The organism is Pseudoxanthomonas sp. OG2 (assembly GCF_014192765.1).
Taxonomy (GTDB): domain Bacteria; phylum Pseudomonadota; class Gammaproteobacteria; order Xanthomonadales; family Xanthomonadaceae; genus Pseudoxanthomonas_A; species Pseudoxanthomonas_A beigongshangi.
The window spans coordinates 2,226,227-2,248,782 of the sequence record NZ_JACHYM010000001.1 but is presented as its reverse complement, the minus strand read 5'-3'; the positions used below and the strand labels follow the sequence as shown (position 1 = coordinate 2,248,782).

Here is a 22,556-nt window from a genome sequence, read left to right as displayed (position 1 = left end):
CGGGGACGGGATTGATACGGTCGCGACTCACGTCGCTCCCACAAATGCCTTGGCCACTCAGAACAGCTCCCCCTGCGGCGAGGGCGGCCGCGGTGGCACGAACTTGCGCACATCCAGTCCCTGGTGCCTGCGCCGATCGAAACCCAGTCGCCGATAGGCCAGGTCGAAGCGGCGCGCCAACAGCTCCGCATACACCCCGTCGCCGCTGAATCGCTTGCCGAAGCGGGCGTCGTAATCCTTGCCGCCGCGCAGTTGCTGGATGGTGCTCATCACGTGTTCGGCGCGCTGCGGCAGGTGGGTCTGCAACCAGTCACGGAACAGGGGCGATACCTCGTGCGGCAGGCGCAGCAGCACGTAGCCGGCGGAATCGGCGCCCGCATCCCGCGCCGCCTCCAGCACCGCTTCCAGCTCGGCATCGTTCACCCAGGGGATCACCGGCGCGAACATCACCCCGACCGGAATGCCGGCCTCGCTCAGCCGGCGCACGGCGCGCAGGCGCGAATGCGGCGCCGACGCCCGCGGTTCCAGTCGCGCGGACAGGTGGTTGTCCAGGGTGGTGATCGAGAAATACACCTGCACCAGGTGTTCGCGCGCCATCGGCGCCAACAGATCCAGATCGCGCTCGACCAGCGCATTCTTGGTGATCAGCGAGAACGGATGCCGGGTTTCGGCCAGCACCTCGATGATGCGCCGGGTCAGGCCCAGTTTCCGCTCGGTCGGCTGGTAGGCGTCGGTATTGATGCCCAGCGCGATCGGGCTGCACCGGTAGCCCGGCTTCGCCAACTCCTTGCGCAGCAGTTCCGACGCGTTGGTCTTGGCGAAGATCCGGGTCTCGAAGTCCAGGCCGGGCGACAGGTCCAGATAGGCGTGGCTCGGCCGGGCAAAGCAGTACGAGCAACCATGCTCGCAGCCCCGGTAGGGATTGAGCGATTGCTGGAACGGAATGTCCGGCGACTGGTTGCGGCTGATGATGCTGCGTGCGCGCTCCTCGGTCACCCGGGTCGCCGGCGAGGACGCGATCTCGTCCTCGCGGTCCCGCTCGTGCCAACCGTCGTCCTCGGCCTGCGCCGTGGTCACGGCGAACCGGCCGGGCAGGTGTCCCGTGGAACCGCGGCCTTTGATCATCTCGCCCATCCATGCAGGTTACGCCGCCGGCGTCTCAGCGGCGGCGACACCGCATGGGCAACACCGCATAGAATCTCGCCATGCTGGAAACCCTGCACGCCTGGTGGGATGCCTTCCTGTCCATCCCGCACCTGAACCGCTGGCTCACCGCCGCCTGGCTGCTCTACCTGATCCCGCTGTGCGGCTGGATCGTGCTGCAGAAGCGCGAGCCCGTCGCCACCCTCAGCTGGGTGCTGTCGCTGTCGCTGCTGCCCTACATCGGCTACCTGATCTACTTCCTGCTGGGGCCGCAGAAGATCAAGCGCCAGCAGCTGCGCCGGCACCAGTCACGCACGGGAATGGATACCTACGAGACGTTCTGCCCGGTCGATGAGGGCTGCACCGAACTGGCGATGCTGGCCCAGACCACCACCGGCCTGCCGCCGTCCACCGCCACCTCGGTGCAGTTGCTGGTGGACGGCTCGGCGACCTACGAAGCCATCCTGGACGCGGTCCGCCAGGCCACCAACCACATCCATCTGGAGTACTACATCTACAACCCGGATCGCTGCGGCCAGCGCCTGCTGGAAGCGTTGATCGCCAAGGCGCGGGAAGGGGTGAAGGTGCGGCTGCTGCTGGACGCGGTCGGCTCCTCGCAGGTGGGCCGGCGCTTCCTCCAGCCGCTGCACGAGGCCGGCGGCGAGAGCGCCTGGTTCCACCCGACCCGGTTCCGGCCATTCACCCGTCCCTGGGTCAACCTGCGCACCCACCGCAAGATCGTGGTGGTCGACGGCCGCATCGCCTTCACCGGCGGCATCAACATCACCGACGAGGAAGACGAATCGCTGCGGCCCGATGCCTACCGGGATCTGCACCTGCGGATGGAAGGCGACGTGGTGCGCAGCGTGCAGCAGGTGTTCGTCGAGGATTGGGTGTACGCCACCGGCCAGAAGCGCAAGGATTTCCAGGGCACGCGCCTGTGGCATGCGACCGACAACGGCATCGAGGGCGGCATCGCGGCGCAGACCCTGGTATCGGGACCGGATTCGTCCTGGGAGCCGATCCACCGCACCTACGTGTCCGCCATCCACGAAGCGAAGTCGCGGGTATGGCTGGTGACGCCCTATTTCGTCCCGGGCGAGGCGGCGCGGATGGCGTTGACCTCGGCGGCGCTGGGCGGACTGGACGTGCGCCTGCTGGTGCCGCGGATGAGCGACTCGCGGCTGGTCACCTACGCGGCGCGTTCCTATTTCGATGAACTGCTGGCCGCCGGCGTGAAGGTCTACGAATACGGGCCGCGCATGATGCACAGCAAGGCGCTGCTGTGCGACGACAACCTGGCCCTGATCGGCAGCGCCAACTTCGATCACCGCAGCTTCCGGCTGAATTTCGAGATCTCGATGCTGTTCCGCGACCGCGGCCTGGCCGGCCAGTTGGCGCAGTTGCTGGAGGGTGAATTCGCATCCTCGAGGCCGGTCAGCCCGGAACGTCGGCGGTCATTGTGGCGGCACCGCCTGCCGGAGGCGCTGGCGCGACTGACCTCCCCGCTGTTGTGATCCGCAACGCTTCACGCCATCGCCGGGCGTTGTAAACTCCCGCCATCCAGGGGAGGGACGGTCATGCACTGGCTCTATCTATTGTTCGCCGCCGGCGCGCTGGTGCTGTCCATGCGCACCACGTCCACCGCATTGATGGTGGTCGGCCTGATCGCGTCGCTGGGCCTGTTCGTCGCATGGATCGTCGGCTGGTACGCCGCACGGATGGGCGACAGCCAGCGCGACGAATCGCACATGATCGACCCCACCGAACTGCGTCGCCTGCGCGAACTGGCCGAGGCGCGCAAGCAGGGCACGGTGCCGCCGCCGGGACCACCCCCGCTGTGAGAGGCGAACCTTGTTCCGCAGGGAAGCCGGCATGAGCCTCCTGAGCGTCAACGTCAACAAGATCGCGGTGCTGCGCAATTCGCGCGGCGGCAGCGAGCCGGATGTCGTGCGCGCCGCCCGCGCCTGCCTGTATGCCGGCGCGCATGGCATCACCGTGCATCCGCGGCCCGACCAGCGCCACATCCGCGCCGATGATGTCCACGGACTGGCCGAGCTGACCCGCGAAAGCCAGGTGGAGCTCAACCTGGAAGGCAACCCGTTCGCGCCGCCGCGCGAGGGCTATCCGGGTTTCCTGGCCCTGTGCGAACAGGCGCGTCCGGCCCAGGCGACCCTGGTTCCCGACAGCGACGGCCAGATCACTTCCGACCACGGTTTCGATTTCGATCGTGACGGCGAGCGCCTGCGGCCGCTCGTCGCCGAGCTGAAATCCTACGGCTGCCGCGTGAGCGTGTTCGTCGACGCCGGTTGTTCTTCCCTGGAAAAGGCGGCCGCCATCGGCGCCGACCGCATCGAGATCTATACCGGACCGTTCGCCGAGGCGATGGCCGCTGGCGACGCGGAGGCGGAACTGGCGCACTGCATCCAGACGGCGCGCCTGGCGCGCTCGCTGGGCATGGGAGTCAATGCCGGCCACGATCTCAGCCAGGCCAACCTGCAGGAATTCCTGGAAGCCGTGCCCGGCGTCCTCGAAGTCTCCATCGGCCACGCCCTGATCGGCGAGGCGCTGTACGCGGGCCTGCACCGCACGGTTCAGAACTACCTGGCCATCCTCGAATCGGTACACGCGGCGCAGGCGAACCACTGAGGTTCGCCTGGCCGTTTCAGGGCAACCGACCGCGAATCAGCGCTCCCCGCGCCAGGACACCTGCTCGATCCCGCTGGCGCGGACTTCGGCCAGGGCGGTAACCACTTGCTGATAGTCCGCATCGGGCGAAGCGCTCAGGGTCAGCACCGTCTTCGGGTCGCTGCGCAGCGCATCGTCCAGGCGCACGCGCAGATCCCGCGCCGAAAGCGGACGATCGTCCAGCCGCAACGTGCCATCGGCGGCGACATCCAGACTGAGGATGCTGGGTTTGTCGGGCGAGGGCGTATCCCTGCCCTGTGGCAGGGACAGGTCCAGTGGCCGCGAGAGCAGCGGAGCCGTCACCATGAAGATGATCAGCAGGACCAGCATGACATCGACCAACGGGGTGACATTCATCTCCGCCAGGGCGGAGGGACGTGCGGTTGCGGAGAAAGCCATGGCGTACTCCTTTCGCGTCGGGTCGACTCCACGCTACGCCTGCCTGTTGCCTCCTGGCAAGAGGGTGGGAACGCGCCGTGGAGCGACGTCAGTCGCGACCGGGAAGCTTGGTTGGTTGTGGAGCCAACCCCATGCGGGCGAAAGGACGCCGTGAGCAGATGCTGGATTCCGGTCGCGACTGACGTCGCTCCTACAAGGACTAGCTTCCGCGGAGAACGGCCAAAAAAAACGCCGCCCGAAGGCGGCGTTCAACAGGTTTGCGTCTATGCGTACTACTGCACGAAACCGATTTTCTGCATCTGAGCGTTCTTGGCCGCGGCCAGTACTTTCGCCATCACGTCGTACTGGGCGTCCGGGTTCGCGTCGATGCGCAGTTCCGGCTGGTTGGTCGGATCACGCTGGATCTCCTGCTCCATGCGCTGCTGCAGATCGCGCACGTTGACAGGCGAGTTGTTCCAGTAAACCGAGCCACCCGCATCGATGCGCAGATCGATCGGCGGCGGCGGTTCCTTCAACTGCGGCGGCGGGTTGATCACGCGCTGCGGCAGGGCCACGTCGATCGGGTAGGTCATGATCGGCGCGGTCACGATGAAGATGATCAACAGCACCAGCATCACGTCCACGAGGGGCGTGACGTTGATGTCGGCCATGGGGCCCTTGCTTCCACCACTACTGAATGCCATGGCTTACTGACCCTTCTCTTTGGTGGCAACGTAGCCGATGTCCAGCATGCCCTGGCCCTGCGCGATCTTCGTCACCTCGGTGATCGTGCGCATCTTGGTGGTGCGATCACCACGCAGATTGAGCTTGGGCTGCGGCTGCAGCTGCGCCGTACTGGACAGACGCGACTCAAGGATTTCCTTGCCGATCTTCTCGTCGTTCCAATACAGCGAGCCATCCTCCTTCACCGAGATGGTGATCGGCGGAACCGGCGGAGCCTTCTTGTCCTCTTCGTTCTGCACGAGGTTGGCCTCGGGCAGTTCGATCTTCACCTTATGCGACATCAGCGGCGCGGTGATGATGAAGATGATCAGCAGCACCAACATCACGTCCACGAGGGGCGTGACGTTGATCTCGGCCATCGGGCCACTGCTATTACCACTACTGAAAGCCATTTTCGGGCTCCGTCAATGCTAGTCGATGTGCGTGGGACTGCTGTTGCCTGCGGCTTAGCGGACGCGCGAGCCGGTGGCGAAGAAGTCGTGCAGATCGTGGGCGAACGTATCGAACTTGGAGATGGTCGAGCTGTTCGTCTTGCTGAAGAAGTTGTAGGCGAACACGGCCGGGATGGCGACGAACAGACCGATGGCGGTCATGATCAGCGCTTCACCCACCGGGCCGGCAACGGCGTCGATCGAAGCCTGGCCGGTGGCGCCGATGCGGATCAGGGCGCCGTAGATGCCCCACACCGTACCCAGCAGACCCACGAACGGGGCGGTCGCACCGACGGTGGCGAGCAGGGTCATGCCGCTCTGGAGCTTGGCGCTTTCGCGGGTGACGGCCTGGCGCAGGGCGCGGTCGACGAACTCGGAACGGCTCAGGGCTTCACCCAGACCGGCGCTGGAACCTTCGGCGCGCTGGTGGTGGGCGGCGGCCTGGGCGGCGTCCAGGGCGATCTTGGAGAACGGCTCGTTCTTCGGCTGTTCTTCCATCAGGCGGATGGCGTCCTGCGCGTTCGGGGTTTCCCAGAAGGTGCTGACGACGCGGTCGGCCTGGCCCTTCAGGCGCACGCTCTTGAGCGAGTTGATGACGGTCCAGTACCAGGACATGGCCGACATCGCGACCAGGATGAGCAGCACTGCCCAGGAGACGGCGTACTCGCCGGGCTTTTGCACCATTTCGGTGATCAGGTGCTCGAAGCCCATGTTGGTGAGGGCACTCGCGGCGTTGTTGCCCCCGGCTGCGGCGGCGATGATGGTTTCCTGCAGCATGACGCTTACCTTTATTTAAGAGTGTTGATTGAGGGTGTTGCGGGTGACGAAACGGATGGAGTAACTCGCGAGGGGCGGCCGATCAGCCGCCCATCTTGAAGTCGACCGGGACGCGGACGCGGCCGGCGGCCTTCTGGCCGTTGACGACGGACGGATTGAAGCGCCACTTGCGGGCGGCTTCCATCGCCGCGCGGTCCAGGTCGCGGTTGCGGCTGGACTTCTCGACGGAGACGTTGGTGACGTTGCCACTGGCGTCCACGTCGATGATCAGGATGACCGTGCCTTCGATACCGGCGCGGGCGGCCGACGGTGGGTAGCGCGGCGGGTTCATGTTCTTGGACGAGATGTCCACGCTGGCGCCGATGTCGGCGACCGGAGCCGGCGGCGCCGGGGGAGCCGGCGGCTGGTAGACGTCGGTCGGACGCGGCTCGGACACTTCGACCGGCGGCGCTTCCGGCGGCGGCGGCAGCGGAGTCTGCTTCGGCGGCGCCAGGTTCTTGACCGGCGGCGGCGGCGTGTCCTGCTTGGGCGGCGGCGGCGGCGGCGGCGGCGGGGGAGGCGGTGCGTCAACGATCACCACGGAGGTACGTTGCGTTTCTTCCTTTTCCGCCGGCGGAGCCACAGCCGGAATGAGGAGCAGCAGCAGCGCGGCCGCGTGCAACGCGATCACGAAGGCAATGCCGATGATCCGGGGCCAGTTGAGGCTCTTGTCCTCTTCCTCTTCCCGATACCTATTGATGACCAGTTGTTCAGCCATGCGCCAATGAACTCAAGGTTGGTGCGGGACGCCGCAACGTCCGCGTCGTATTGGTTTCCCCCCACCTGACTTTTGGCAGGGGGAACTCTCAGCTTATACCATTCCGTGGTGCCAAAACCATCGTTTTTTCGATGTTTCTGGCCGTCGGTTTATTGGTTTCCCGTTAGGGCAGGGCCAGGATTTTCTTGGCGTCCTCGGGCTTCTTCAGACCCTTGTCCAGTGCGGACTTGGCGGCCTGCTTGGCCTCCGGGATCCGGTTTTCCTGCCACAGCACGCGCGCCAGGTTCAGGTAGGTTTCGCCGTTGGGCGACTGCGGCGCGGCCTTCTTCCAGGCCTCGATGGCCTGCGGGATCTGCTCGGAGTAGTAGTAGGACTGGGCCAGCGCCAACTGGGTCTGGTAGTCGTCCTTCAGGACGCCTTTCTGCAGGCCTTCGTTGATGACGGCGATGACGTCCTTTTCGCGGCCGTCCATGTTCGCGTACATGCTGTACAGCTGGCGATACTCGCGATCGTCGGTGAGCTGGCCGGAAGCGCGCAGCTTCTCCAGCACGCCGGCGGCCTGGTCGGTCTTGTCGGCCTGCAGGTAGACCGAGGCCAGGTTCATCTGCGCCTTCTTGTCGGTCGGGCTCTTGGCGGCCAGCTGTTCGGCGAGCTTGACGGCGGCGTCGTTCTGGCCGGCTTCGGCATAGCTGGCCATCAGGATCTGCAGCCATTCGTTCTTCGGTTCCGGCGAGCCTTCCACGGCCTGCTTCAGGAACGGAATCGCGTCGGCGTAGCGCTCGGCGCGATACAGGATGTTGCCCTTGACCACCAGTTCCTCGGGCTTCTGCGACTTGGTCTCGGCGAAGAACTTGTCCATCGTCGCCAGCGCTTCGTTGAACTGGTCGTCCTGCATCTGCAGTTGGGCCAGGAAGAACATCGTCTGGTAGTGGTTGTTGTTGTCCAGGCCGTTGAACTCCAGGACCTTGTTCGCATAGTCCTTGGCCAGCTTGGCATCATCCTTGCCGTAGGCGGCCTGCGCACCGATCTGCGCGGCGACCGACTTGTCGTACGCGTTGGCCTTGTCGCTGGCGATGATCTCGTTGACGAGCGTCATCGTCTCGTCTTCGTTGTTTTCCTTCTCGTAGGCCTTGAACAGCTTGTTGAGCTGGTTCTGCATCTTGGCCGACGCCTTTTCCTTCGGCTCCTGGCGGGTCGCTTCGGGATACCTGATTTCGACCTTTTCCTTCTTCTGCCGGCGCATCGAACTGCTGTCGTCGCGGTTCATCTGGGCAACGGCATCGGCGGCAACCCCTGCGCCCAGCAGGCCGATGATGGCGAAGGAAAGCAGGGCGTGTCTGGACTTGCGATGCAGCATGGGGGTCACCTCAAAGCGGACGGCAGAAGTCTATCGGGGGCGGTCGGATCCTTCCGGGGCCGGAAAAGCTATCAGAAACTTCGGTGAAACAGGTAAGGTTTTTGTTGCTGCAGGGCAGCAATACCCTGGCGTTCTCAGCCGCAGCGGGGGATGTTTCCGGCCTTGCGGGCGGCTTCGTAGGTGGGGATCAGCGCCGGGGCATCGCGCTGGAGTTCGCGGATGCGGTTGGTCGGGTCCGGGTGGGTGGAGAGCCACTGCGGCGGCCTTCCGCCGCCTGCGACCATCATGTTTTCCCACAGATTGACCGCCTGGCGGGGGTCGAAGCCGGCCTGGGCCATCAGCCGCTGGCCGACCACGTCCGCCTCGCTTTCCTGGGTGCGGGAATTGGGCAGCAGGATCAGGCCCTGCGCGCCCAGGCTGCCGAACTGGCTGACCGCATCCATGCCGGTCTGGCCGTATTTGGCGCCGGCCAGCGCGCCAAGGATGCTCAGGCCCGTCTGCGTGCCCATCTGGCGCGTGATGCGCTCCTCGTGGTGGCGACTGATGACATGGCCGATTTCATGCCCCAGCACCGCGGCGAGCTGATCCTGGTTCCTGGCGACCGTGAAGATGCCGGTGTTCACCCCGACCTTGCCTCCCGGCAGGGCGAAGGCATTGGGTTCCTTGTCGACGAATACCGCCGTTTCCCACGCAACCGAGCGCTGCGCGGGCGGCAGCTGGCGCACCAGCGCGTTGACCACGCAGGTGACATAGGCGTTCTGCTTCGCGTCGCGGTTGGCGGGTTCCTTGGCCTTGGTCTCGGCGAAGGCCTGGGCGCCCAGCTGATCCAGCTGCTGCTGCGAAATGCCGCCCACCACCTGGGTGCGGCCGGTGGGCGAGGTGGTGGTGGCGCAGGCGACCAGCAAAGTCGCGACGGCGGCGGCGAGCAACCAGGGTTTCATGGCAGTGCACTCCAGTGCGGAACCGCGTTTAGTGTCGGCAAGGCCGTCTTAACATTCCGTCAACCGGGCGCGGCAGTCAGCCACCAGCCAGCTGCATGGCCCCCAGGGCCAGGGCGTTGTTCAGCGCATGGGCGGCGATGGGCGCCCAGAGCGTGCCCGTGCGCCGATACAGCCAGGCGAAGGCCACGCCCATGCCGGCATAAACGACCAGCAGCAGTGTCGTGGCCGCCGCGCCGTTGCCGTTGAGTCCGGGCGCCTCGTGCGCGAGCGCGAAGGCGCAGCCACTGAGGATCATGCCCAGCACCGGATATCCGGCCTGCCACATGCCGCCGAACAGCACGCGCCGGAACAGCAGTTCCTCGTACAGCGGCGCCAGCAGCACCGCGAACGCCATCATGAAATAGGGATGGTGTTGGGAGAGGTCCTGGATCGGCGCCAGGTTGCTGGGATTCGGCGGCACCCCCATCCGTTCTCCCAGCCAGCTCGCCAGGCTGCTGGACAGGAACGTCAGCACCGCCACGCCGACCACCGCGACCCAGGTGCCGGTCCGGCGCGCCGCCCATTGCGAATGCCGGCGTTCCTGCGCGCTGGCGGGACGCCGCCAGAAGTACAGCAGCAGGGCCGCGCTGCCCATCGAGAACAGCGCGATCAGGATCTGCACGACCGCGTCGGGCCTTTCGAGCGCGGCCGTGATTTCAGCTTGCTCGGCGCCCGCGGCAGCCAACTGGATGGCACGCGCGACGCCCCAGAAAACGCCGGCGCCCAGCATCAGCACGACGGTGATGACGAGCGCCAGCGCGGTGTCGGCGCAGAAGCCGGCAAGGGCCGAACGCAGCGGCCGCAATGGCGGCGGCGAAGACAGCCCTGTTTCCGGCGCGTCCGGCATCGGATCAGACGTCGAGGTTGGCGACCTTCAGCGCGTTGGCTTCGATGAAGTCGCGGCGCGGCTCCACCACGTCACCCATCAACGTGCTGAAGATCTGGTCGGCGGCCACCACGTCCTCGATACGCACCTGCAGCAGGCGACGGGTATCCGGATTGACCGTGGTGTCCCACAACTGCTCGGGGTTCATTTCACCGAGACCCTTGAAGCGCTGGATGCTGCGGCCCTTCTTCGCTTCCTCCAGCAGCCAGGCCTGCGCCTGGGCGAAACCTTCGATCGCCTGGGTCTTGTTGCCGCGCACGATGGTCGCGCCTTCGCGGACCAGGCCATGCAGCAGATCCGCCGCTTCGCGCAGCGCGCGCAGTTCGCCGGTTTCGAACACCGACAGCGGCAGCACCTGGGTCAGTTCCTCGCCCATGTGCCGGCGGGTGGACAGCAACGCGGCTGGACGCTGTTCGTTGGCCGACTGCAGGTGCAGCGAATAGCGCGGACTGCCCAGGCGGCCCCGGTTGAGCTTGGCTTCCAGCGCGTCGAGATCGGCGCGCTGGTCCTGGTTGCGCTCGGCGAAAGCGGCATCCAGCGCCGGCGCGTCGATCAGCGCTTCGAGCAGCTGCGAATCGAAGCGGTGCGCATTGCGCGCAATCGCTTCGCGCGCGTTGGCGTAGGCGAGCAGCAGCTTCTCCAGCGCTTCGCCGGCGATCGGCGGTTCGCCGTCGGCCGGGATCAGCGAAGCGCCTTCCACCGCGCTGTTGGCGAGATAGACGTTCAGTGCCGCGTCGTCCTTCAGGTACAGCTCCTGCTTGCCCTGCTTGAGCTTGTACAGCGGCGGCAGGCCGATGTAGACGTGGCCGCGCTCGATCAGTTCCGGCATCTGCCGGTAGAAGAACGTCAGCAGCAGCGTGCGGATGTGGGATCCGTCCACGTCGGCGTCGGTCATGATGATGATGCGGTGGTAGCGCAGCTTGTCCGGGTTGTATTCGTCCTTGCCGATGCCGGTGCCCAGCGCGGTGATCAGCGTGCCCACTTCGGCCGAGGACAGCATGCGATCGAAGCGCGCGCGTTCCACGTTGAGGATCTTGCCGCGCAGCGGCAGCACCGCCTGGTTCTTGCGGTTGCGGCCCTGCTTGGCGGAGCCGCCTGCCGAGTCACCCTCGACGATGAACAGTTCCGACAGCGCCGGATCCTTCTCCTGGCAGTCGGCCAGTTTGCCGGGCAGGCCGGCGATGTCCAGCGCGCCCTTGCGGCGGGTCAGTTCGCGGGCCTTGCGCGCGGCTTCGCGGGCGCGGGCGGCGTCGACGACCTTTTCCGCGATGGCGCGGGCCTCGTTCGGGTGTTCTTGCAGGAACTCCTCCAAACGTGCACCGAACGCGGCCTCAACGGCCGGCTTCACGTCGGAACTGACCAGTTTCTCCTTGGTCTGCGAGGAGAAGCTGGGATCCGGCACCTTCACCGACAGCACCGCGATCATGCCTTCGCGCATGTCGTCGCCGGACAGGTTGACCTTGGCCTGCTTGGCGATGCCGTTCTGTTCGATGTAGTTGCTGAGGGTGCGGGTCAGCGCCGCGCGGAAACCCGCGAGGTGGGTGCCGCCGTCCTTCTGCGGGATGTTGTTGGTGAAGCAGAACATCGTTTCCTGGTAGGCGTCGGTCCACTGCAGGGCGACGTCCACGGTGATGCCGTTGGTTTCTCCGGTCACCGAGATGACGTTCGGGTGCAGCGGGGTCTTCAGCTGGGCCAGGTGCTCGACGAAGCTGCGGATGCCGCCTTCGTACTGGAACACGTCCTGGCGGCCTTCGCCGCGCTCGTCGATCAGGGTGATCTTCACGCCCGAATTGAGGAACGACAGTTCGCGCAGGCGGCGGGCCAGGATGTCGTAGTGGAACTCGACATCGGTGAAGATTTCCGCCGACGGCCAGAACCGGGTCAGGGTGCCGCGCTTGTTCGAGGCTTCCAGCTGCCTCAGCGGATACACCGGCTCACCGAGGTGGTATTCCTGCTCGTGGTGGAAGCCATCGCGCCAGATATCGAGGGTGAGCTTGTTCGACAGTGCGTTGACCACCGACACGCCGACACCATGCAGGCCGCCGGAAACCTTGTAGCTGTTGTCGTCGAACTTACCGCCGGCGTGCAGCACGGTCATGATGACTTCGGCCGCCGAAACGCCTTCTTCCTTGTGGATGTCGACCGGAATGCCGCGGCCGTTGTCGGACACCGAAACCGAGCCGTCCTCGTGGATCTTCACGATCACGTCGTCGGCATGGCCCGCCAGGGCTTCGTCGATCGAGTTGTCGACGACTTCGAACACCATGTGGTGCAGGCCGGTACCGTCGTGCACGTCGCCGATGTACATGCCGGGCCGCTTGCGGACCGCTTCCAGGCCCCGAAGGACGGTGATTTTGCTGGAGTCGTAATTGCCGTTCGGTGCAGGAATCGTTTCGTCGGTCATTCGCTTCGTGGTCGGCTGCATAGCCACTGGTGCCGGACCGGGGAACGCCGGGCAGGCACGCAGCTATAGGGATACGAAGCGAAATTATAGCACCCCGGCGGACCCGGCCCCGCCGCGCGGCGGCGTCAGACAGGGGACAGCCGGCCGTGTTCCACGTGGAACCGGGTTGGGCTGACGCCTATTTCCTCCAATGCGGCTGGAGGCTCGGTGCCGGTGATGAAGATCTGGGCACCACTGCCCAGCAGGCGTTCCAGCACGCGGCGTTGGTGTCCGCGGTCCAGTTCGGAAGCCAGGTCGTCCAGGGCGATCACCGGCCACTCGCCGCGCCGCGCCGCATAGTCCTCGGCCTGGGTGAGCAGGCAGGCCAGCGCGGTGAGCTTGGCCTGGCCGCGCGAAAGCGCTTCCCTGGCGGGGCAGGCGGCATAGTCCACCCGCCAGTCGGCACGATGCGGCCCCACCGAGGTATGGCCGGCCGCGCGATCCCGGTCCCGGGCCAGCAGCAGGGCATCGGCCAGGGACAGTTCGTGACGGCGCCAGCCGGGCTGGAACTCCAGGGTGGCCCGGCCCAGCCCGGGGACCAATTCGGCCGTCATCCGGCTCAGGCGAGGTTGCAGTTGCTCCAGATATCCGAGCCGCCGCTGGGTCAGCGGTTCACCGGATTCGGCCAGCTCATGGTCCCAGGCGTCCAGCTGGGCGCCGCCGATTCCGGATTTGAGCAGGGCATTGCGCTGCTTCAGGGCGCGGGCATAGCGGCGCCACAGTCCCAGGAAGTCCTGTTCCACGTGGAACAAGCCCCAATCGACGAAGCGCCGGCGGGGCTCCCCGCCCCCGGTGACCAGGGCATGGCTGCCAGGTTCGAAGCTCACCACGGCCAATGCCGCGCAAAGCTCGCCCAGCTGGCCGACCGTCTCGCCATCCAACCGGCCGGTCCAGGCCTGGCCGCTGTGGCGCAGGCCGGCCCGGCGCGGCCGGACGGCCGTGGCTTCCTCCCACTCCACGAAAATCTCGACCGCCTCGCTTCCCGTCCGTACCAACCCGTCCCGGACCCGGCCGCGAAAGCTCCGGCCATAGGCCATCACGTGCAACGCCTCCAGCAGGCTGGTCTTGCCCGCACCGTTGTCCCCGGTCACCAGGTTCAGGCCCGGGCCCGGCTGCAGGCTGGCCTGCTCGAACCGACGCAGCCCTGCCACCGTCAATCGGGTCACATGCACAGGGACACCGCTCCGGCCGGACGGGGGCTGGAAACAGGGAACGAAAACCAGGAAGCCGCCGGCGTTGGCGGAAAGGTGCGGGAGGGCATGCAGGGATCTTACCGGGATCCGGCGCCCCCGATTCCGGGGCGGATGCGCAATGGGGCCATCGCATCAGGGCCAGACATGCGCGTTCCGGTCGAATCCACCTCGGTAGGGCTTGCCCACGCAGAAACGGTGCCCACTGGGCGCCTGCATGACCACCCATTCGGCCTGCCGGCTGACCAGGACCGCCCCCAACTGTTCCAGCCGACGGACTTCCAGCGGGATCGAATCCGTCTCCAGGTCCAGATGGACGCGGGGGGCATGGCGGACCTGCTGGAGAATGACCCGCACGTCGTCCGCCGGCGTCCGCAGCCGGATGAAACGGCCTTCCCAATCCCCCGGCAGAGCCAGGCCGAGCGTGGCACTCCAGAACTCCGCCGCAGCTGGGAGATCGTCTGTCCGGCAATCGATGACGAGATTGCCAAGCCTGCTCCGGTGCATGGTGGCCTCCGCTGGACTCGGGAATCGACACCGTAGCGCCCTGGGCTCCCAGGGAATGTCGACGGGACTCGCCAACGAAAACGCCCGGCATCAAGCCGGGCGCTGTTCGTGTTCCACGTGAAACCAGATGTCAGAGGCGCAACGGCATGACCACGTGGCGGGACTTCTCGCTGCTGGCCTCACGCACCAGGGCGGAGGAGTTGGCGTCACGCAGCTGGATGACGACCTGCTCGTCGCGCAGGGCGCTGAGCGCATCCAGCAGATAGTTGACGTTGAAGCCGATGGCCAGTCCGTCCACCTTGGTGTCGGCTTCGATTTCTTCCTGGGCTTCTTCCTGTTCCGGGTTGTGCGCGCTGATCTTCAGCTGGCCGGGCGAAACTTCCACCCGCACGCCGCGGTACTTTTCGTTGGACAGGATCGCCGCGCGTTGCAGCGCCGCGCGCAGGACTTCGCGATCCAGCAGAACCTCGCGATCCGCGCCAATCGGAATCACCGCGGCATAGTCCGGAAAACGGCCATCGATCAGCTTGGACGTGAAGGTGACATCGTCCCGCTTGACCCGGATGTGGCTGCGACCGACTTCCAGTTCCAGCGCCCGATCACCGCCTTCCAGCAGGCGCTGCAGCTCGGTCACGCCCTTGCGCGGCACGATGATCTGGCGCTTGGACAGCGGCGAGCCTTCCAGTTGCGCTTCGCACAGGGCCAGGCGATGGCCGTCGGTGGCCACGCAGCGCAGGGTGCGGTCGGCCAGGTCGAACAGCAGGCCGTTGAGGTAATAGCGCACGTCCTGCTGCGCCATCGCGAACGCGGTGCGCTCGATCAGTTCCTTCAGGGTCGCCTCTGGCACGTCCACGCGCTCGGTCGCCTCGACTTCATCCACCGACGGGAAGTCGTTGGCGGGCAGGGTGGCAAGGGTGAAACGGCTGCGCCCGGCTTGCACGGTGACCTTGTCTGCCGATTGGCTGACGGTGACCTTGCTGCCATCGGGCAGGGCCCGGACGATTTCAAACAACTTGCGCGCGGGGATCGTGGTTTCGCCGTCCTGCGCGTCCTCGACCGCGCTGCGCGCAATCATTTCCACTTCCAGATCGGTGCCGGTCAGCGACAGCTGCCCGTTCTGCACCTGCACCAGGAAGTTCGCCAGGACCGGCAGGGTCTGCCGCCGTTCGACTACATTGACCACCTGGGCCAACGGCTTGAGGAATGCTTCGCGCTGAAGGCTGAAACGCATGTCGGTGGGTGCCCCTTGTGCCTTGTGCTTCTAAAAAGAAGGAAAGATCTTAAAAACTGGTGGTGATGGTTTCGCCGATTTCAGTGGGGAACCATCACAAACATTTGAATCACAACGATTTTCCGACAGATCCAACCCCGTGGACAAGCCCCTCGGGAAGGGCACTGAAACCTGTGGATAAATTTTGGCGGAAATTCCAGCCACAGTTTGTCCACAAGGGAGCAGGCCGCTTACTCACTGAGTTTACGGATCAACTTATCCCAATCCTCGCGGAGTTTGCCATCGGTCTCCATCAGGCTCCGGATCTGGCGGCAGGCATGCAGCACGGTGGTGTGGTCGCGGCCGGCGAACGCGTCGCCGATTTCCGGCAGGCTGTGCTCGGTGAGTTCCTTGGCCAGCGCCATCGCGACCTGTCGCGGCCGCGCCAGCGAGCGCGTGCGGCGCTTGGACAGCAGATCCTTGATCTGCAGTCCGTAGTAGTCGGCGACCGTTTTCTGGATGTTGGGGATGCTGATCGCCTGCTGCTGCGCGCGCAGCAGATCGCGCAGGGTTTCCTGGGCGAATTCTGGAGTGATCGCGCGCCCGGTGAAGTTGGCGCGCGCGGCCAGGGTGTTGAGCGCACCTTCCAGATCGCGCACGTTGCTGCGCATCTTCTTGGCCAGCAGGAACGCGACCTCGTCGGGAATCTCGGCGCCGCGATCGCGCGCCTTGGCCAGCACGATCGCCGCGCGCGTCTCGAAATCCGGCGGTTCGATCGCCACCGACAGGCCCCAGGCCAGGCGCGATTTCAATCGTGGCTCGAGCCCTTCCACTTCGCGCGGATAGCGATCGCAGGTCAGGATGATCTGCTGGCGGCTGTCGAACAGCGCGTTGAAGGTGTGGAAGAACTCTTCCTGGGTGCGGTCCTTGCCGGCGAAGAACTGGATGTCGTCAATCAACAGCGCGTCGACCTGCTGGAAGCGGCGCTTGAACTGATCCATCGATTTCTCGATCAGCGCCTTGGTCATCGCGCTGAAGAACTGCTCCGAACGCAGGTAGAGCACGCGCGCGTTCGGGTTCTGCCGACGCATCTCGTTGCCGGCGGCGAACATCAGGTGGGTCTTGCCCAGACCGGTGCCGCCGTACAGCAGCAACGGGTTGTGGGCGCGGTCACCCGGCTTCTGCGCCGCCTGCCAGGCCGCGGCGCGGCCCAGCTGGTTGCTGCGGCCTTCGACGAAATTGTCGAAGGTGTAATGGGTATCCAGGTTGCCGGCATAGGGCTCGGCCGAGGCCACGGCCGGCATTCCCTGGCCGGGGGCGGCCGGCCTGGCCGGTTCCGGCGCGCGGGCGCGCGAGCCGATCTCCAGCGAAACCTCGGCGTGGCCGGCGAAATAGTCCAGCAGCTCCCGGATCCGGTCCAGGTAACGCTCGCGCACCTGTTCCACGATGAAGGCGTTCGGCGCGTACAGGACCACCGCATCGCTGCGCTGTTCGGCCTGCAGCGGCTTCAACCAGGTGTGTACATCCTCTGCCGGAAATTCGGCTTCCAGGCGTTCAAGGCAGCGGGGCCAGGCATCCATCGCGTGAAACAACTCGTTCTTGATAAGGTGTGGAAAACACGGCGTCCGCGCCACGCGATTGCGTGGACGGGAGCCTGTAAAGAAGGGGTCGGCCAGACTACCACCGCCATCCGGCCGCGCCAATGGTTCCTGTGCATAAGATGTGGATGAATGGACCGGCGGCGATCCCTTCCGGCGCGGGGCCTTGCGCGGCCCATTTCGATCTTCTTCGCCGGTGTTGACCGTAACCGGCGGATACCTATAGAATTTCCGGTTCTTTCCATCCGCAAACCCGCACGAGGGCCCCATGGCCACCAAGCGCACTTACCAACCCAGCAATCTCAAGCGCAAGCGCGACCACGGTTTCCGTGCCCGCATGAAGACCGCCGACGGCCGCAAGATCCTGTCGCGTCGCCGCGCCAAGGGCCGCAAGCGCCTGACCGCCTGATGGCTTTGCCGCAATTCGCGGCCGAGACATCAATCATGCGATGCCCTTGCCAGGAGCCCGCACTGAACGGTGCGGGCTTCTTGCTGTCATGAGCGCAGCATTTCCACGCCACGCCCGGGTCCGCACGGGCGCGGAGTATGCGCGCGTGTTCGAGCAGTCACGCCGTACTTCGGATCCGTTGCTGAGCCTGCACTGGCTGGCCGGCGAGCAGCCGGCCCGGCTGGGCATGGCCGTTTCCCGCAAGGTCGATCGCCGCGCGGTGGGCCGCAACCGGATCAAGCGCCAGCTGCGCGAACAGTTCCGCAGCCTGCGTTCGCAGCTGCCCGGCGGCGACTATGTCGTGGTTGCGCGACCGCCGGCCGCCACCGCCAGCAATGCGCAGCTGCGCGCGACCTTCCTCCGCGTGCTGACCCGCGCCGGCGCATTGCCGCCGCCAGCGACGGTAGGCACAATGCCGGCGGCCTTGAATTCCCCCTCTTCTCCCTCCACGACACCGGAACCCGACGCCGGTTGAGATTGCCTGTCCGATGAACCAGACCCGTGTTTTCCTGATTTTCGCCTGGCTGATGGTGGCGATCCTGTTGTGGATGGAGTGGGGCAAGTTCAATGCGCCCGCCGTCGCTGCGCCCACCGTGGCGGCCACCACCGCGACGCAGTCCGGCAGCACCGTGCCCGCCTCGGCGCCCGCTGCGCAACCCGGCAGTACGGTCCCGCAGGCGCCGGCTGCGGTCGAGGCCCCGGCCGCCGTTGCCGCCGCGCCGTCGGCCGGCCAGCGCGTGACCATCAGCAGCGATGTGCTGAAACTGACCCTGGATGGCGGCAGCGTGCTGGAAGCCGAACTGCTGCACTACCCGCAGGACAAGCGCCCCGGCAGCCCGGCGGTGAAGCTGTTCAACCAGGATCCGGCGCATTACTACGTCGCCGAGAGCGGCTGGGTGCCCGCCGGTGGAACACGCGCCGCGCCGAATCACGAGAAGGGTTTCGTGCCGGAAGCCGGCACCGCCTTCGCGCTGGCGGCGGGCGGCAATGAAATTTCCGCGCCCTTCATCTGGCGTGGTCCGGACGGCGTGACCATCCGCCGCGTCTACACGCTCAAGCGCGGCGAATACGCGCTGACCGTGCGCGACGAAGTGGTCAACGGCGGCAGCACGCCGTGGCAGGGTGCGATCTATCGCCAGCTGACCCGCAACCCGCCGCTGGTCAAGCGCGGCATGACCAACCCGGAATCCTTCAGCTTCAGCGGCGCGACCTGGTACGACGGCAGCTACCAGCGGCGCAAGTTCGACGAGGACTACGTGGCCGATGGCCGCGTCGATTGGCGCGGCACCGGTGGCTGGATCGCGATGCTCCAGCACCACTTCTTCACCGCCTGGATTCCGCAGGCGGCCGATCACACCACCATCTCGCTGGACGAGCCCAGGTACGCCACCGGCCCGCGTCCGCTGATCCGCGACATGGCCGATCCGCTGAACGTCGCGCCGGGCCAGACCGTGGCCACCAGCGCGCGGCTGTGGGTGGGCCCGAAACTGGTCAACAAGATCAAGGCCGAGAACGTGCCGGGCCTGCACCGCGCGGTCGACTACAGCCAGTTCCAGATCTTCGATCTGATCGGCCAGGGCCTGTTCTGGATCCTGGCGCACCTGCATGCGCTGCTGGGCAACTGGGGCTGGTCGATCATCGGCCTGGTGGTGCTGGTGAAGCTGGCGCTGTATCCGCTGTCGGCGGCGCAGTACAAGAGCTTCGCCAAGATGCGCAAGTTCCAGCCGCGCATCCAGCAGCTGAAGGAACGCTACGGCGACGACAAGCAGAAGTTCCAGGTCGCCATGATGGAGCTGTACAAGAAGGAGAAGATCAACCCGATGGGCGGCTGCCTGCCGATCCTCGTGCAGATGCCGATCTTCCTGTCGCTGTACTGGGTGCTGGTGGAATCGGTGGAACTGCGTCAGGCGCCGTGGTTCGCCTGGATCCAGGACCTGACCGCGCAGGATCCGTACTTCATCCTGCCGATTCTCAACATGCTGGTGATGTGGTTGACCCAGAAGCTGACGCCGGCGCCGGGCATGGATCCGATGCAGCAGAAGATGATGCAGTTCATGCCGCTGGTGTTCGGCGTCATGATGGCCTTCTTCCCGTCCGGTCTGGTTCTGTACTGGGTCACCAACGGCGCGCTGGGCCTGCTGCAGCAGTGGTGGATGACCAAGCGGCACGGCGAACCGGCCACCGCGACGGCCACCGCCAAGAAGTAAGCCGTGCCATTCCGAGGAAAACCCGCCGCAAGGCGGGTTTTTCTTTGCCGGGGTAACATGCGCGACCACCTTTCCGCCGTTCCACGGGGCGTGCCGCGATGCCATTCCGCTGTTTCCTTGCTCCGGTGCCGGCGCCGCTGTCCGGCTTCACGCGGGTGGCGCGCGACAAGGACGACGTCACTTCGGCGGTCGGGATCGGAAAAGCAAGGATCGCACCTCGCGTGGGGGCGATCAGCGCGTATCCGGTTCTGCAACCGACCGGCGCCTCCGCCGACGCGGCGCGCGAACAGCTGAGGCAACTGCAATGAATCCCGCGCCGGCTTCCGACACCATCGCCGCCGTCGCCACCGCGCCCGGTGCGGGCGGCGTGGGCATCGTGCGCCTGTCCGGCCCGCGCGCGCTGGCCATCGCGGCGGCGATGTGCGGACGCGCGCTGCATGCGCGGCGTGCCCACCACGTGCGCTTCGATGACGGCGAAGGCGGCATCCTGGACGACGGCATCGCGCTGGCGTTCCCGGGTCCGGCGAGTTTCACCGGCGAGGACGTGGCCGAACTGCAGGCGCACGGCAGTCCGGTGGTCCTGCAGGCACTGGTCGATCGCGCCTGCGCGCTCGGCGCCCGACGTGCCCGTCCCGGCGAGTTCAGCGAACGCGCCTTCCACAACGACAAGCTGGATCTTGCCCAGGCCGAAGCGGTGGCCGATCTGATCGCCGCGTCCGACACCCGCGCCGCGCGGGCCGCGCGGCGTTCGCTGGACGGTGTGTTCTCGCGCCGGGTGGACGCCATCGCCGCGAGCTTGCTGCGGCTGCGCGTGCATGTCGAGGCGGCGATCGATTTCGCCGACGAGTCGATTGAAACGCTCGGCGGCGGCGAGGTCCGGGCCGGGTTGCAGCAGGCGCAGGCCGAACTGCGGCAACTGCTGGCCGACGCCGAACGCGGGCGCAAACTGCGCGACGGTCTGCATACGGTCATCGTCGGCCCGCCCAACGCCGGCAAGAGCTCGCTGCTGAATGCGCTGGCCGGCAGTGATCGCGCCATCGTCACCGACGTCGCCGGCACCACCCGCGACACCCTGCACGAAACCATCCGCCTGGATGGACTGGAATTGCATCTGGTCGACACCGCCGGCCTGCGCGAGGGCGGCGACGCAATCGAACGCGAAGGCATGCGCCGCGCCCGCGCCGAATTGCAGCGCGCGGACCTGGCCCTGATCGTGGTCGATGCCCGCGACGTGCAGGCTGGCGCGGCGGCGGTGGCCGACGTGGTCGCCGACGTGCCGCGCCGGTTGTGGATCCACAACAAGGTCGACCTGCTGCCGACGGCGCCGGAGGATCCCGATGCGGAGGTCGTGACGGTTTCAGCCGCGACCGGCCAGGGTTTGCCGGCACTGCATGCGCGCCTGCGGGAACTGGCCGGGCAGGGAGCGGGCGAGGGCAGCGAAGGGGAGTTCTCCGCCCGGGCCCGCCACGTCGATGCCCTGCACCGCGCGTCCGGGCATGCTGAACAGGCAAATAGTGAACTGAATCACGAAATGCTGGAGCTGGCCGCCGAGGAACTGCGGTTGGCGCACGACGCGCTGGGGGAGATTACCGGCAAGATTTCCGCCGACGAGATGCTGGGATACATCTTCTCGACCTTCTGCATCGGCAAATAAGGTGACAAGATTGACAGACGGGGCGTGATCCCGTGTGCTGGGCACGCGGGATCCATTGATTCACTTTCGTGTTTCTGGGGGAAACAACCGATGCTGTCGAAGACGCACTACGCCAAGTCGCGCTTGGCGGTACCGCTATTGCTGGTACTGACCATCGCCGCATGCTCCAAGGACGAACCGGCCACGGCCCCTGCCACCGGACAGGCCGCCGCCGCGGGACAGGCCGCGCCGCCGCCGCCGGCGGTTTCAGCCGAAGTCCAGGCCATGAACGTGGACCAGCTCCGCGACGCCGCCACCAACGCGTTGCGCGAGAACCGCATCTACGCGCCCGGCGGCAACAACGCCATGGAGTACTACCTGGCCCTGCGCGACAAGCTGCCCAATGATCCGGGCGTGACGAGCGCCTTGACCGACCTGATGCCCTACACGCTGATCGCCGCGGAGCAGAGCATCGCGCGCGAGGAGTTCACCGAGGCGCAACGCCTGTCGGCGATCATCGAGAAGGCCGATCCCAAGGCGCCGGCACTGCCGCGCTTGAAGCAGAGCATCACCGCGGCGCAGGAAGCAGTCGCCCAGCGTGCGCAGGACAGCGAGGCCAAGACCAAGGCCGCGGAAGAGGCGAGGTTGAAGGACCAGCAGCGACTGGCGCAGCAGGCCGAACAGCAACGCGCGACCGAGGCCGCCGCCGCACAGCAGCTGGCCCAGCAGCAGGAAGCCGCCCGCCAGGAAGCCGAACGCCAGGCCGCGGCGCGGCGCGAGGCCGAACAGCGCGAGGCCGCCGCCCGCGCGGCGGCGCAGACACCGTCCGCACCCGCGTCGGCGCCAGCCAGCACCGCGGCGACTTCCAGCGGCAGCAACCAGTTGCGTCCGATCAGCACGCCGGCGCCGCGCTATCCGCCCGAAGCCCTGCGCGCCGGTACCGCCGGCGAGGTGCTGGTGGAATTCACGGTGGGCACCGATGGTTCGGTCACCTCAGCGCGGGTCGTGCGCGCCACTCCGGCCCGTGTATTCGATCGCGAAGCGGTCAACGCGGCCAAGCGCTGGAAGTTCCAGCCGGTCAGCGAGCCGGTTACCACCCGCCGCACCATCGGGTTCAATCCGGGCGGTTGAACCGGAACATCAGGCAGCAAAAAGGGGGCGGAATTTCCGCCCCCTTTT

The 22,556-nt window shown here is 66.4% G+C and carries 23 protein-coding genes; 9 read left to right on the top strand and 14 right to left on the bottom strand.

All coding sequences use genetic code 11. The features are described from left to right. Positions 1-57: 57 nt before the first annotated feature. On the bottom strand, positions 58-1,134 hold the full coding sequence (locus FHW78_RS10295) for a PA0069 family radical SAM protein (protein WP_183639869.1): 1,077 nt from the start codon (positions 1,132-1,134) through the stop codon (positions 58-60). A gap of 71 nt (positions 1,135-1,205) precedes the next feature. On the opposite strand from FHW78_RS10295, the gene cls reads away from it, so the two are divergent. From cls to FHW78_RS10280, 3 genes are all read left to right on the top strand, one after another. After that, positions 1,206-2,660: a cardiolipin synthase gene (gene cls / locus FHW78_RS10290; protein WP_183639867.1), complete on the top strand. Its 1,455-nt coding sequence runs from the start codon at positions 1,206-1,208 to the stop codon at positions 2,658-2,660. 63 nt (positions 2,661-2,723) lie between these two features. After that, positions 2,724-2,987 (top strand): hypothetical protein, encoded by a 264-nt coding sequence (locus FHW78_RS10285; protein ID WP_183639865.1) that lies wholly within the window; start codon positions 2,724-2,726, stop codon positions 2,985-2,987. A 31-nt stretch (positions 2,988-3,018) separates the two neighbouring features. Then, a complete protein-coding gene (locus FHW78_RS10280) occupies positions 3,019-3,792 on the top strand; it encodes a pyridoxine 5'-phosphate synthase (RefSeq protein ID WP_183639863.1) in 774 nt (257 codons plus the stop codon). Positions 3,793-3,828: 36 nt separating this feature from the next. On the opposite strand, the gene FHW78_RS10275 is transcribed toward FHW78_RS10280, so the two are convergent. The 13 genes from FHW78_RS10275 to dnaA form a co-directional block, all read right to left on the bottom strand. Further along, positions 3,829-4,230 (bottom strand): biopolymer transporter ExbD, encoded by a 402-nt coding sequence (locus FHW78_RS10275; RefSeq protein ID WP_183639861.1) that lies wholly within the window; start codon positions 4,228-4,230, stop codon positions 3,829-3,831. Positions 4,231-4,502: 272 nt separating this feature from the next. Beyond that, on the bottom strand, positions 4,503-4,913 hold the full coding sequence (locus FHW78_RS10270; protein WP_183639859.1) for a biopolymer transporter ExbD: 411 nt from the start codon (positions 4,911-4,913) through the stop codon (positions 4,503-4,505). A 3-nt stretch (positions 4,914-4,916) separates the two neighbouring features. Then, positions 4,917-5,345 (bottom strand): biopolymer transporter ExbD, encoded by a 429-nt coding sequence (locus tag FHW78_RS10265; protein ID WP_183639857.1) that lies wholly within the window; start codon positions 5,343-5,345, stop codon positions 4,917-4,919. Between the two features lie 54 nt (positions 5,346-5,399). Next, complete coding sequence (gene exbB / locus FHW78_RS10260; RefSeq protein WP_141454935.1) at positions 5,400-6,161, bottom strand: TonB-system energizer ExbB; 762 nt, start codon at positions 6,159-6,161, stop codon at positions 5,400-5,402. Between the two features lie 82 nt (positions 6,162-6,243). Continuing rightward, entirely contained in the window at positions 6,244-6,918 is a 675-nt protein-coding gene (locus tag FHW78_RS10255; RefSeq protein ID WP_183639854.1) for an energy transducer TonB, read from the bottom strand. 163 nt (positions 6,919-7,081) lie between these two features. After that, positions 7,082-8,275, bottom strand: a complete 1,194-nt coding sequence (locus FHW78_RS10250; RefSeq protein WP_183639852.1) for a tetratricopeptide repeat protein — start codon at positions 8,273-8,275, stop codon at positions 7,082-7,084. Between the two features lie 134 nt (positions 8,276-8,409). Further along, entirely contained in the window at positions 8,410-9,216 is an 807-nt protein-coding gene (locus tag FHW78_RS10245) for a M48 family metallopeptidase (protein ID WP_183639850.1), read from the bottom strand. Positions 9,217-9,292: 76 nt separating this feature from the next. Beyond that, positions 9,293-10,102, bottom strand: a complete 810-nt coding sequence (locus FHW78_RS10240; RefSeq protein WP_183639848.1) for a CPBP family intramembrane glutamic endopeptidase — start codon at positions 10,100-10,102, stop codon at positions 9,293-9,295. Between the two features lie 4 nt (positions 10,103-10,106). Beyond that, on the bottom strand, positions 10,107-12,545 hold the full coding sequence (gene gyrB, locus FHW78_RS10235; protein ID WP_183639846.1) for a DNA topoisomerase (ATP-hydrolyzing) subunit B: 2,439 nt from the start codon (positions 12,543-12,545) through the stop codon (positions 10,107-10,109). A gap of 125 nt (positions 12,546-12,670) precedes the next feature. Continuing rightward, positions 12,671-13,756, bottom strand: coding sequence for a DNA replication/repair protein RecF (gene recF, locus FHW78_RS10230; RefSeq protein WP_183639844.1), 1,086 nt, complete (start codon positions 13,754-13,756; stop codon positions 12,671-12,673). A 153-nt stretch (positions 13,757-13,909) separates the two neighbouring features. Continuing rightward, positions 13,910-14,281, bottom strand: coding sequence for a VOC family protein (locus tag FHW78_RS10225; protein WP_183639842.1), 372 nt, complete (start codon positions 14,279-14,281; stop codon positions 13,910-13,912). A 130-nt stretch (positions 14,282-14,411) separates the two neighbouring features. Then, complete coding sequence (gene dnaN, locus FHW78_RS10220) at positions 14,412-15,512, bottom strand: DNA polymerase III subunit beta (protein ID WP_141454943.1); 1,101 nt, start codon at positions 15,510-15,512, stop codon at positions 14,412-14,414. A gap of 230 nt (positions 15,513-15,742) precedes the next feature. Next, positions 15,743-17,071 (bottom strand): chromosomal replication initiator protein DnaA, encoded by a 1,329-nt coding sequence (gene dnaA / locus FHW78_RS10215; RefSeq protein ID WP_183639840.1) that lies wholly within the window; start codon positions 17,069-17,071, stop codon positions 15,743-15,745. A 286-nt stretch (positions 17,072-17,357) separates the two neighbouring features. Between dnaA and rpmH the strand changes: the two genes are divergently transcribed. The 6 genes from rpmH (at position 17,358) to FHW78_RS10185 (ending at position 22,508) form a co-directional block, all read left to right on the top strand. Continuing rightward, positions 17,358-17,498, top strand: coding sequence for a 50S ribosomal protein L34 (rpmH, locus tag FHW78_RS10210; RefSeq protein ID WP_097123437.1), 141 nt, complete (start codon positions 17,358-17,360; stop codon positions 17,496-17,498). Positions 17,499-17,586: 88 nt separating this feature from the next. Next, on the top strand, positions 17,587-18,012 hold the full coding sequence (gene rnpA, locus FHW78_RS10205; protein ID WP_183639838.1) for a ribonuclease P protein component: 426 nt from the start codon (positions 17,587-17,589) through the stop codon (positions 18,010-18,012). A 13-nt stretch (positions 18,013-18,025) separates the two neighbouring features. After that, entirely contained in the window at positions 18,026-19,744 is a 1,719-nt protein-coding gene (yidC, locus tag FHW78_RS10200; protein WP_183639836.1) for a membrane protein insertase YidC, read from the top strand. Positions 19,745-19,842: 98 nt separating this feature from the next. After that, on the top strand, positions 19,843-20,052 hold the full coding sequence (locus tag FHW78_RS10195) for a hypothetical protein (protein ID WP_183639834.1): 210 nt from the start codon (positions 19,843-19,845) through the stop codon (positions 20,050-20,052). Then, a complete protein-coding gene (mnmE, locus tag FHW78_RS10190) occupies positions 20,049-21,398 on the top strand; it encodes a tRNA uridine-5-carboxymethylaminomethyl(34) synthesis GTPase MnmE (RefSeq protein ID WP_183639832.1) in 1,350 nt (449 codons plus the stop codon). The genes FHW78_RS10195 and mnmE overlap by 4 nt, the downstream gene beginning before the upstream one ends. A gap of 90 nt (positions 21,399-21,488) precedes the next feature. Beyond that, a complete protein-coding gene (locus tag FHW78_RS10185; RefSeq protein WP_183639830.1) occupies positions 21,489-22,508 on the top strand; it encodes an energy transducer TonB in 1,020 nt (339 codons plus the stop codon). Positions 22,509-22,556: the final 48 nt, after the last annotated feature.